The 11,832-nt window shown below is 34.3% G+C and carries 8 protein-coding genes; 7 read left to right on the plus strand and 1 reads right to left on the minus strand.

The window, feature by feature from the left end; genetic code table 11:
• Positions 1–9 precede the first annotated feature (9 nt).
• Positions 10–1,266 carry a transcription termination factor NusA gene (nusA, locus tag BLT88_RS01670; RefSeq protein ID WP_036784121.1) on the plus strand — a complete coding sequence of 419 codons (1,257 nt, stop codon included), beginning with the start codon at positions 10–12 and terminating at the stop codon, positions 1,264–1,266.
• A 63-nt stretch (positions 1,267–1,329) separates the two neighbouring features.
• Entirely contained in the window at positions 1,330–4,173 is a 2,844-nt protein-coding gene (gene infB / locus BLT88_RS01675) for a translation initiation factor IF-2 (protein ID WP_091952589.1), read from the plus strand.
• A gap of 74 nt (positions 4,174–4,247) precedes the next feature.
• On the opposite strand, the gene BLT88_RS01680 is transcribed toward infB, so the two are convergent.
• Positions 4,248–4,616: an SPOR domain-containing protein gene (locus BLT88_RS01680; protein WP_036784117.1), complete on the minus strand. Its 369-nt coding sequence runs from the start codon at positions 4,614–4,616 to the stop codon at positions 4,248–4,250.
• Between the two features lie 196 nt (positions 4,617–4,812).
• On the opposite strand from BLT88_RS01680, the gene BLT88_RS01685 reads away from it, so the two are divergent.
• The 5 genes from BLT88_RS01685 to BLT88_RS01705 all read left to right on the plus strand — a co-directional run bounded on the left by BLT88_RS01685 (position 4,813) and on the right by BLT88_RS01705 (position 11,828).
• Positions 4,813–6,114, plus strand: a complete 1,302-nt coding sequence (locus BLT88_RS01685; protein ID WP_091952591.1) for a cytochrome c3 family protein — start codon at positions 4,813–4,815, stop codon at positions 6,112–6,114.
• Positions 6,115–6,196: 82 nt separating this feature from the next.
• Positions 6,197–9,253: a TAT-variant-translocated molybdopterin oxidoreductase gene (locus tag BLT88_RS01690; protein WP_091952592.1), complete on the plus strand. Its 3,057-nt coding sequence runs from the start codon at positions 6,197–6,199 to the stop codon at positions 9,251–9,253.
• 22 nt (positions 9,254–9,275) lie between these two features.
• Positions 9,276–10,739, plus strand: coding sequence for an NrfD/PsrC family molybdoenzyme membrane anchor subunit (nrfD, locus tag BLT88_RS01695; RefSeq protein ID WP_091952594.1), 1,464 nt, complete (start codon positions 9,276–9,278; stop codon positions 10,737–10,739).
• 2 nt (positions 10,740–10,741) lie between these two features.
• Positions 10,742–11,269 (plus strand): DUF3341 domain-containing protein, encoded by a 528-nt coding sequence (locus tag BLT88_RS01700; protein ID WP_091952596.1) that lies wholly within the window; start codon positions 10,742–10,744, stop codon positions 11,267–11,269.
• A gap of 10 nt (positions 11,270–11,279) precedes the next feature.
• Entirely contained in the window at positions 11,280–11,828 is a 549-nt protein-coding gene (locus tag BLT88_RS01705) for a cytochrome c (RefSeq protein ID WP_172824226.1), read from the plus strand.
• Positions 11,829–11,832 lie beyond the last annotated feature (4 nt).

The raw sequence follows: 11,832 nt of genomic DNA on the forward strand, positions 1-11,832 counted from the left end.
AAAAATGTAATGGAAAATATAGCGTTAATTGATTCGTTTTCAGAATTTAAAGATAATAAAAGTATAGACAGAGTAACATTAATGTCTATTTTAGAAGAAGTATTTAGAGCGACCTTAAAACGTAAGTTTGGTTCTGATGATAATTTTGATATTATTATCAATCCAGATAAGGGAGATTTAGAAATTTGGAGAAATAGAGTGGTAGTCGCAGACGGTTTTTCTGAAGATGATAATGAAGAAATAGAATTAGCTGAAGCACGATTAATTGAGCCGGATTTTGAAATTGGTGAAGATGTATCTGAGGAGGTTAAATTAGTGGATCTAGGAAGAAGAGCCATTTTGGCATTGCGTCAAAACTTAATTTCTAAGATTTATGAACACGATAGCACAAATATTTTTAAGCATTTTAAAGACTTAGAAGGCGAGTTGTATACTGCAGAGGTGCATCACATACGTCACAATGCAATTATTTTGTTAGATGATGATGGTAATGAAATTGTCTTACCGAAAAGCGAGCAAATCCGTTCAGACTTCTTTAGAAAAGGTGATTCTGTAAGAGGCGTTATAAAAACAGTAGAATTAAGAGGGAATAAACCAGCAATTATATTATCTAGAACCGCACCAGCATTTTTAAATAAATTGTTTGAACAAGAAATTCCTGAAGTTTTTGATGGTTTAATTACTGTTGAAGGTGTAGCAAGAATTCCTGGAGAAAAAGCAAAGGTAGCGGTAGATTCTTATGATGATAGAATTGATCCGGTTGGAGCTTGTGTTGGGGTTAAAGGGTCAAGAATTCATGGTATTGTTCGTGAATTAGGTAATGAGAACATAGATGTTATCAACTATACCAAAAACGAACAATTATTTATTTCTAGAGCATTGAGTCCAGCAAAAGTAACCTCTATGGAAATAGAATTGTTCGACGAAGAAAAGAACGGTAAAAAAGGACGTGTAAGTGTACTTTTAAAACCAGAGGAAGTTTCAAAAGCAATCGGTAGAGGTGGTGTAAATATCCGTTTAGCTAGTGAGTTAACGGGTTATGAGATAGATGTTAAGAGAGAAGGACTTGAGGAGGAAGATGTAGAGTTAACCGAGTTTACAGATGAAATTGAAGACTGGGTTATTATAGAATTGAAAAAGATTGGTTTGGATACTGCAAGAAGTGTCTTGGAAACTAGTGTTGCTGAATTGGTGAAAAGAACCGATCTAGAAGAAGAAACTATTTTAGATGTTCAAAGAATTTTGAAAGAAGAATTCGAAGAATAATCAACAATATAAAATTAAAGTAAAAAGTATAATTTTACAGAATTAAAGGCTAAAAAATAATATATGTCTGAAGGCAAAACAATGAGGCTTAATAAAGTTCTAAGAGAATTAAATATTTCTCTTGATAGAGCAGTAGAATATTTAGCAAAAAATGGTCATGATATAGATGCAAGACCTACAACTAAAATTTCTAGTGATATCTACCAAGTTTTACAAGATGGCTTTGAAACAGATGCAAATAAAAAAGCTGCATCCAAAGAAGTTGGCGAGGAAAAACGTAAAGAGAAAGAGGCAATTCGTTTAGAGATAGAAGCTAAGTTAGAAAAGAAAAGAGCAGAAGAAGCTAAGAAAGAAGAAGTCTTAAAAGCCAAAGCAGATAAATTAGAGTTTAAAACTGTAGGTAAAATAGATATCGACAACGTTGGTAAAAAATCAGTTGTTAAAAAAGAAGAAGAAGTTATCGTTGATCCGATAGCAAAAGAAGAAGCTGTGGTTGTTGAACCTAAAATAGAACAGCCTGTTGTTGAGCCAAAAGCGAAAGAGGAAGTTTTTGTTGAGCCGAAAATAGTGCAGCCTGTTTCTGAAACAGAAAAAGTTAAAAAGCCTGTTTCTGAAATAGAAAAAGAAGCTTCTAAGGTTGAAGAAAAAACGCCTTCTAAAAAAGAAATTTCTAAGACAGAGGAAAAAGCAGAAGAGGTTACGGCAGAAAATGCAGAAGCGATTAAAACACAGTATAAAAAGTTAGATGGACCTAATTTTACAGGTAAGAAAATTGATTTAAAACAATTTGACAGACCAAAAAAGAAAAAACCTGAAGTTAAAAAAGATGCAAATGCAGACGCTAAAAAGAAGCGTAAGCGTATCAGTAAACCAGGTGCGCCGGGTACTGCTAATACGAGAACAGCTCCAGGTAGAGGGACTCCAAGTAGAGGCGGTTCAGGAACTGGTAGACCTGCATTTAGGCCAAGAGGAGCTCAAAGGCCAGTAGTAAAAAAGGTTGAGCCAACAGAAGCAGATATTCAAAAGCAAGTTAGAGAAACACTAGAAAAGCTTCAAGGAAAATCGAGTAGAGGAAAAGGAGCAAAATACAGAAGAAATAAAAGAGATGCCCGTAGAGAGCATTCAGATGCTGAATTAGAAGCACAAGCATTAGATAATAAAATATTAAAAGTAACAGAGTTTGTTACGGTAAGTGAAGTGGCAACAATGATGGATGTTCCTGTAACAAATATCATTTCGGCATGTATGTCTTTAGGAATGATGGTAACTATGAATCAGCGTCTAGATGCAGAGACATTAGTGATCGTTGCAGAAGAATTTAACCATAAAGTAGAGTTTGTAGGTGCAGAGGTAGAAGAATCTATAGAAGAAGTAGAAGACAAGCCAGAAGATTTAGAAACGCGTGCGCCAATTATTACAGTAATGGGTCACGTAGATCATGGTAAAACTTCTTTACTAGATTATATCAGAAAAGCGAATGTAATCGAAGGCGAAAGTGGTGGAATTACTCAGCATATTGGAGCTTATTCAGTAAAAGTTGGCGATCAAAATATTGCATTTTTAGATACTCCGGGTCACGAGGCTTTTACAGCAATGCGTGCGCGTGGAGCACAAGTAACGGATTTAGTTATTATTGTGGTTGCAGCAGATGATGATGTAATGCCACAAACCAAAGAAGCAATCTCTCATGCGCAAGCAGCGGGTGTGCCAATTATATTTGCAATCAATAAGATTGATAAACCGAATGCAAATCCAGATAATGTAAAAACACAATTATCTTCAATGAATTTGTTGATTGAAGAATGGGGTGGAAACATTCAGTCTCAAGATATTTCTGCTAAAACGGGAGAAGGAATTCCTGAATTATTAGAAAAAGTTTTATTAGAAGCAGAAATTTTAGAATTAAAAGCAAATCCTAATAAAAATGCAGTTGGAGCAGTTGTTGAAGCTTTATTAGATAAAGGTAGAGGATATGTTTCTACCATTTTAGTACAAGCAGGAACTTTAAAAATTGGAGATTACTTGTTAGCAGGTAAACACAGTGGTAAGGTAAGAGCAATGTTTGACGATAAAGGAAACAACTTAAAAGAAGCTGGACCATCTGTGCCAGTATCTATTTTAGGTTTAGATGGAGCGCCACAAGCAGGAGATAAATTTGTTGTTTTTGATGATGAAAGAGAAGCGAAACAAATTGCTTCAAAACGTTCTCAATTGCAACGAGAGCAATCTGTAAGAACACAAAAAACACTTACTTTAGCTGAAATTGGACGTAGAATTGCACTTGGAGACTTTAAAGAATTAAACATTATCTTAAAAGGAGATGTAGATGGTTCTGTAGAAGCTTTGACCGATTCGTTCCAGAAATTATCAACAGAAGAAATTCAAGTTAATATTTTACATAAAGGAGTTGGAGCTATTACAGAAAGTGATGTGTTATTAGCAACAGCCTCAGACGCTATTATTGTTGGGTTTAATGTTCGTCCGCAAGGAAATGCAAGAATGATTGCAGATAGAGAAGAAGTTGATATTCGAACATATTCTATTATTTATGATGCTATTAACGACTTAAAAGACGCGATGGAGGGTATGTTGTCTCCAGAGATGAAAGAAGAAGTAACAGGTAATGTAGAGATTAGAGAGGTGTACAAAATTTCTAAAGTTGGTAACATTGCTGGTTGTATGGTGATGTCTGGTAAAATATTCAGAGATTCTCAAATTAGAATTATTAGACAAGGTATTGTTGTTCATGAAGGAGTATTATCATCTTTAAAACGTTTTAAAGACGATGTTAGAGAAGTCGCCAAGGGTTATGATTGTGGTCTTCAACTTAAAAATTACAATGATATTGTAGAAGGAGATGTTATTGAGGCATACAAAGAAGTAGCCGTTAAAAAGAAGTTGAAATAAACGTCCTTTATAAGAAAAGTAAAAACGCCAAAATCATTTTTGATTTTGGCGTTTTTTGTGCACTATTTTTAAGCTTATTTGCCCAAAGGAATCACAATTAATCCTGAAAATTTTTCTGAAAATCCAACCATGGCTTTATCTGCCTCTAATTTTGTTTTATAATTTCCAACTTGTACTTTCCAATATGGTTGTTCATAATCAAGCTTTGTGAATACTTTAGGGTAATTTAGTCTAAATTTACTTTGTAAGCTTCTTGCATTAGTTTCATTACCGTAATATATCTGAACCCTAAAACCATACCCATACTTTTTGTTAAAAGCTCTTTTTTGGGCGATCAAGTTTTTAATTTGTTTACTAGTATTTGTCTTGTTTTGAGCAGAAAAAGAGAAACAACCTGCAATTAATACAAAGATAAATACGTTTACATAAGATTTATTTTTCATTCTAAAATTCGTTTCTACAAAAGTAACGAGTTGTCTTAGAATAAATTTGATAAATTATTATTTAGAATTATTATAAATTAATAGTTAACGTTCCTTTAACTTTTCAAAATGTAGGAAGAAGTAGTACTTTTGACGGACTGTTCAAAAATCGTTTTGGGCCATTTTATACACAATACTAAAATTATAGTTTGTAAATATGAAAAGTGTAGCATTTCAGAGTAGACTAATATCAGTATTTCTTAAAAGTCTTACATTACTTTTAATTTTTGGGTTTAGCATTTCTTCGTATTCCCAAGAGATGGATGAGGCTCGTCAGAAAGAGGGTAGAAAATTATTTAGATCTTTATGTGCATCTTGTCATAAATTGGATAAGAAACTAGTAGGTCCTGCTTTAGGAGCAGTTGAGGAGCGTAGAGAAAATGATTGGTTAAAAGCCTGGATAAAAAATAATGCAGAGTTTCAAAAAGTAAATGCTGAAGCCTACGAAGCAGCTCAATACAGCGCAACAGCTATGAATGCTTTTCCTCAGTTAACAGATAAAAATATAGATGATATTTTATACTATACAACTGTTGGTGAAATCAAAAAGGCGCCAGCAGCGGGTGAAGTTTTAGTAGGGGGACAAGTGTTAGAGAAAAGTGGTGCTCCAGATTGGCTAATTTATATTTTAGCAGCTGCTATTGTAGTTGCGTTTTTAATGATTGCTAGTTTGCTAAAGCAAGTAAGTGAGTTAAAAGGGAATAAAAAACCAGCAATACAATCGAATTTAAGAAGAGATTTACAAGAGCTTTGGGTAGGTGTTAAAAACAATACTTTCTTAAAAGTATTATCTACAATATTTTTATTATTGATAGGAGCCTATATTGTATTTGGAATGTTGTTCAGTGTTGGTGTAGATCAAGGGTATCAGCCAATTCAACCTATTGCATTTTCTCATAAGATTCATGCTGGAGATAATAAAATTGATTGTCAATATTGTCATTCATCAGCAAAGCATAGCAAGCATTCAGGGATACCTTCTGTAAATGTATGTATGAATTGTCACAAAGCTATTGCCGAAGTTGCAGAAGGAACTGAGATTCAATGGAACGGTCAAACATACGGTAAAACTCAATTAGATCAAGAAATTGCAAAAGTTTACAAGGCCGCAGGTTGGGATCCAGAAGAATTAGAATATACAGGAAAAGAAAGACCGATAAAATGGATTCGCCTTCACAATCTTCCAGATTTTGTCTATTATAATCATGCACAACACGTAACGGTTGCAGGTTTGAAATGTCAGAAATGTCATGGCCCTGTGGAGGAGATGGATGAAATGTACCAGTATTCCTCATTGACAATGGGTTGGTGTATCAATTGTCACAGAGAGACAAACGTAGATTTAAAAGGAAATGAATATTACGCTAAGATTCACGACGAATTGGCAAAGAAATACGGAGTAGAAAAAGTTACTATATCTCAGTTAGGGGGATTAGAGTGTGGTAAGTGTCATTACTAAAGGAAGAAATAAAAAATTCAAAAATTAAAAAATCTCGAGAATTTTTTCTCAATTTTTTAAATCATTAAATAAAAAAGTATAAATGGCTTCAAACAAAAAATACTGGAAAAGTGTTGAAGAACTAAAAGATAGTTCTGTTGTTGAAACGCTGAGTAAAAATGAGTTTGTAGAAAATATTCCTACAGATGATTTTTTAGGTGATAAAGAAACACTTGAGAATTCTTCTACTTCACGTAGAGATTTCTTAAAGTATATTGGTTTTACAACAGCTGCAGCATCATTAGCGGCATGTGAAGGACCAGTTGTAAAATCTATTCCTTACGTAGTAAAACCAGACGATATTATTGCGGGTGTTGCAGATTGGTACGCGACGTCTATGGCTGATGGGTATGATTTTGCAAGTGTGTTAGTTAAGACACGTGAAGGTCGTCCAATTCAAATAATGCCAAATAAAGAAGCAAACGGAACAACAAGTGCTAGAGTTCAAGCAGCAGTTCTTTCTTTATACGATGAGAAGATGCGTTTAAAAGAACCAACTAAAAATGGTGATGCTATTTCTTGGGCGGAAGCTGACTCGGAAATAGGACAAAAATTAACTATTTTTAAAAAAGAAGGGAAGCAAGTTGTTTTATTAACTGGAACAATGGCAAGCCCGTCAACAGATAAAGTTGTTGGTGAATTTTTAGCGAGTTATCCAAATGCAAAACATGTTATTTATGATGCAGTTTCTGAAGCGCCCTCAGCAGACGCGTTTGAAACAATGTATGGTAGAAGAGCTTTGCCAAATTATAAATTAGAAAACGCAGAAACAATTGTTTCTTTTGGTGCTGATTTTTTAGGCGATTTTCATGGAGGTTTTGAAAAAGCGTATGTTGCTGGTAGAAAACCAGAATCAGGTAAAATGTCTTACCATGTTCAGATAGAAAGTAACATGTCTCTTACAGGAGCCAATGCAGACAAACGTATAGTTGCAAAACCATCGGATGTTGTTTTTGCCTTATTGAACTTATATAATGAAATTACAGGTAATTCTATAGTATCGAACGCCACACCTATTGATAGTGAAATTAAGGAATTAGCAAAATCACTTAAAAAAGCCGGTTCTAAAGGTGTTGTAATGACGGGTATTAATGATGTGAATGCACAATTAATATCTTTAGCAATTAACAATGCTTTAAATAGTGAAGTTTTAGATAGCAAGAACTCATTAAACATTCGTCAAGGAAGTTTTAACCAAGTTCAAGAGGTGATTTCAGATATGAAATCTGGAAAGGTTAGTGGTATTTTTACGGTGAATGTGGATCCTTCTTATTCATTACCAAATGCAGCTGAATTTACAGAAGCATTAAAGAAAGTAGATTTAAAAGTAGCATTGTCTATAGAGAATAATGAGACTGTAGATGCAATGGAATATGCTTTACCAACGCCACATTTCTTAGAGTCTTGGGGAGATACTCAGTTCTCTGAAGGGAATTATGGTTTAATTCAACCTACAATTCAACCATTATTCAAAACACGTCAAATACAAGACACATTATTAAAATGGTCTGGAAGTTCAACTTCATATTATGACTATTTAAAATCTTTCTGGTCTACAGAAGTTTTGGATGGATCTTCTTGGAATAAAGCTTTACATAATGGTTTTTACAATAAAGTTGTTTCTTTAGGAACAGAAAGTCCAAGAGATATTTCAATTGCAGAAGTTGCAAAATTATTAAAGAAAAGTACATTAACTTCTGGAATGGAGTTGAATTTATATATTAAAACTGGTTTAGGAGACGGTAAACAAGCAAACAATCCTTGGTTGCAAGAATTTCCAGATCCAATTACAAGAACATCTTGGGATAATTATTTAACCATGTCTATGGCAGATGCTAGAGATTTAGGTTTTTCTAATCCTGTTAAAGATAATGGTGCTATTGATGGCGATTATGCCAAAGTATCTTTAAATGGCGTTGAAGTTGTTGTTCCAGTTATGGTGCAACCAGGACAAGCAAAAGGTTCTGTAGGATTGGCTTTAGGTTTTGGAAAAACTTTCGGTTTAAAAGAAGAAATGCAAGTAGGTGTTAATGCATATCCTTTATACAAAGGGGGTAATAACATTCAATATAATGTTGCTATTGAGAAAGAGGATGGAACGCATCAATTTGCTTGTACACAAGTACAAAAAACAATTGCAGGTCGTCATGACATCCTAAAAGTAGCATCATTAAAAGAATACAATACAGTAGCGCCTAAAGACCACCATCACGGTTGGAACAAGCCTGCATATGTATCATACGATCATAAAGAAGTTGAGGCAAAAACAATTGATTTATGGGATGAGCACAATAGAGAAATAGGTCATCACTTTAATTTATCAATAGACTTAACCTCTTGTACGGGTTGTGGTGCATGTGTTGTTGCATGTCATGCAGAAAATAATGTACCTGTTGTAGGTAAAAATGAAGTTAGAGTTGGTAGAGATATGCACTGGTTGCGTATTGATAGATATTACTCTTCAGAAGTTGAAACTCGAGAAGAAGCTAAAGAAATGGGCTTAAGCGGTGGAGACTTATATAAAGCTTTAGAAACTGAAGCAGAGAATCCTGAAGTTAGTTTTCAGCCAATGATGTGTCAGCACTGTAACCATGCTCCATGTGAGACGGTTTGTCCAGTAGCAGCAACATCACATGGCCGTCAAGGTCAAAACCAAATGGCATATAACAGGTGTGTAGGTACAAGATATTGTGCAAACAACTGTCCATATAGAGTTCGTAGATTTAACTGGTTTAATTATTCAAATAATAACGAGTTTGACTTTAACATGAACAACGAATATGGTAAAATGGTATTGAATCCAGATGTTGTTGTTCGTTCTAGAGGAGTTATGGAAAAGTGCTCTATGTGTATTCAAATGACACAGGCAACAATTCTAAAAGCTAAGAAAGAAGGTAGAACTGTAAATACCGATGAGTTTGAAACAGCTTGTTCGTCTGCATGTACAACAGGAGCTATGGTTTTTGGAGATGTTAATAAAAAAGAAGATAAAGTAGCTGCATTAGCAGCGGATAAGAGAGCTTATAACGTGTTAGATTATTTACAGACAAAACCAAATGTAATCTATCAAGTGAAAGTTAAGAATACAAACGAAGCGTAATCAAAAACTAAGATATAAAAATATGTCTCATTACGAAGCACCCATAAGGGAACCTTTAGTATTAGGTGATAAAAGTTACCACGATATTACCGAAGACATTGCAAGACCTATAGAAGGTGCTGCAAATAAGAATTGGTATATAGCATTTTATATTTCTTTAGCAGCAATGCTATGGGGATTTGGATGTATCTTCTACACAGTAGGAACTGGTATTGGAGTTTGGGGATTAAACAAGAACATTGGATGGGCTTGGGATATTACGAACTTTGTATGGTGGGTAGGTATTGGTCATGCGGGAACTTTAATTTCTGCAGTACTTTTATTATTCCGTCAAAAGTGGAGAATGGCAATTAACCGTTCTGCAGAAGCAATGACAATTTTTGCGGTTTTTCAAGCAGGATTGTTTCCAATTATTCACATGGGACGTCCTTGGAATGCATATTGGGTGTTACCGCTTCCAAATCAATTCGGATCATTGTGGGTGAATTTTAATTCTCCATTATTGTGGGATGTTTTTGCAATCTCAACGTATTTATCGGTATCACTAGTTTTTTGGTGGACAGGTTTATTACCAGATTTTGCAATGATTCGTGATAGAGCTGTGAAGCCTTTTCAAAAGAAAATTTACGCATTATTATCATTCGGTTGGTCTGGTAGAGCAAAAGATTGGCAACGTTTCGAAGAAGTATCTTTAGTGCTTGCAGGTTTAGCAACACCATTAGTTCTTTCTGTGCATACAATCGTATCTATGGATTTTGCTACTTCAATAAACCCTGGATGGCACTCAACTATTTTTCCTCCATACTTCGTAGCAGGAGCAATCTTTTCCGGATTTGCAATGGTTCAAACGTTATTAGGAATCATGAGAAAGGTGACAAACATGGAAGATTATATTACTCGTATGCACATTGAATATATGAATATTGTAATTATTCTTACAGGTGGAATTGTAGCGGTAGCGTATGCAACTGAATTCTTCATCGCATGGTACACAGGTTCTCCTTACGAAAACTATACGTATTTATCTGTAGGGGCTGCAACGGGTCCTTATAAATGGGCATTCTGGTCGTTAATTATATTTAATATTATTACGCCTCAACTATTATGGATAAAGAAATTTAGAAGAAGTTTTATCATCACTTTTATTATTTCTATAGCTATTAATATTGGAATGTGGTTTGAGCGTTTCGACATTATTGCAATTGTATTAAGTAAAGGTCATTTACCATCAACTTGGTGGCGTTTTGAGCCTACATTTGTTGATGTGGGTATCTTTATTGGAACCATAGGTTTCTTCTTCGTATTGTTTTTATTATATGCAAGAACGTTCCCTGTAATCGCGCAAGCGGAAGTAAAAACAATACTAAAATCTTCTGGTGAGTTTTACAAGAAGAGAAGTGAACAAGGAATTCCTACTAAACCAGCAATTGTTGTTTTAAAGTCAGGGAATAAAAAGAAGGATTCTGATAACAATTTAAACGGATAATTATGGAAGCATCAAAAGTTATTCACGCATTTTATACCGATGACGAAGTATTGTTGGATGCGGTTAAAGCTGTAAAAGCAGAACACCATCATATCGAAGAAGTATTTTGTCCATTTCCAGTGCATGGACTAGACAAAGCAATGGGGTTAGCTCCAACAAAATTAGCAATTACGGCTTTCATGTACGGAATTACGGGTTTAGCTTTTGCAATTTGGATGACAAATTACATTATGATTGAGGATTGGCCACAAGATATTGGTGGTAAACCAAGTTTTTCATGGTTTGAAAATATGCCAGCATTCGTGCCAATTATGTTCGAATTAACAGTATTTTTTGCAGCCCATTTAATGGTAATCACTTTTTATATGAGAAGTAGAATTTGGCCGTTTAAAGATGCTGAAAATCCAGATCCTAGAACTACAGATGATCATTTTTTAATGGAAATTCCAATTCACAATAATGAAGAAGTATTAACTTCTTTGTTATCGAAAACTGGAGCTGTAGAAATTAATATCGTAGATAAGCACTAATAAATAGATAATGAAGAATTTTAAATTAATTATCGCCTTAGTAGTTTTTGCAAGTATTATTTCTTGTAATGACAAAACAACAAGACAGTCACAATACATGCCAGACATGTATGAATCTGTTCCTTATAACGCGGATGGTGCAGAAGGATTAGGAGGAGAACCTGTGAATAGTAAACCAGTAACTGGTACTATTCCAAGAGGAGGAACTCCTGCTTATGATATTCCAGATACTATGGAAGGTTATGAAGAAGCTAAAACAGCTTTAAAATCACCTTTAGAAGTAAATGAAAAGAATTTAACTAATGGGAAGAAAATGTACACAATTTATTGTGTCTCTTGTCATGGTAAAAAAGGGGATGGTAACGGTTATTTATCAACTTCAGAAAAATTTTCTGGAATTCCAAACTATAAAGACAGAGACATCACAGAGGGAAGTATTTATCATGTATTAATCCATGGTAAAAACTTAATGGGTTCACATTCCTCTCAACTAACATACAAAGAACGTTGGCAAATTGTTCAACACGTAGAAGTATTACGTGCTGATTTGTTAAAATAGAATA

Source organism: Polaribacter sp. Hel1_33_78, assembly GCF_900106075.1.
Lineage (GTDB): Bacteria > Bacteroidota > Bacteroidia > Flavobacteriales > Flavobacteriaceae > Polaribacter.

Excerpts from the sequence above, each read along its gene's own strand:
- BLT88_RS01680 (WP_036784117.1), bottom strand. The coding sequence starts at position 4,616 with ATGAAAAATAAATCTTATGTAAACGTATTTATCTTTGTATTAATTGCA.
- BLT88_RS01705 (WP_172824226.1), top strand. The coding sequence starts at position 11,280 with ATGAAGAATTTTAAATTAATTATCGCCTTAGTAGTTTTTGCAAGTATT.
- nusA (WP_036784121.1), top strand. The coding sequence starts at position 10 with ATGGAAAATATAGCGTTAATTGATTCGTTTTCAGAATTTAAAGATAAT.
- BLT88_RS01690 (WP_091952592.1), top strand. The coding sequence starts at position 6,197 with ATGGCTTCAAACAAAAAATACTGGAAAAGTGTTGAAGAACTAAAAGAT.
- BLT88_RS01700 (WP_091952596.1), top strand. The coding sequence starts at position 10,742 with ATGGAAGCATCAAAAGTTATTCACGCATTTTATACCGATGACGAAGTA.
- BLT88_RS01685 (WP_091952591.1), top strand. The coding sequence starts at position 4,813 with ATGAAAAGTGTAGCATTTCAGAGTAGACTAATATCAGTATTTCTTAAA.
- nrfD (WP_091952594.1), top strand. The coding sequence starts at position 9,276 with ATGTCTCATTACGAAGCACCCATAAGGGAACCTTTAGTATTAGGTGAT.
- infB (WP_091952589.1), top strand. The coding sequence starts at position 1,330 with ATGTCTGAAGGCAAAACAATGAGGCTTAATAAAGTTCTAAGAGAATTA.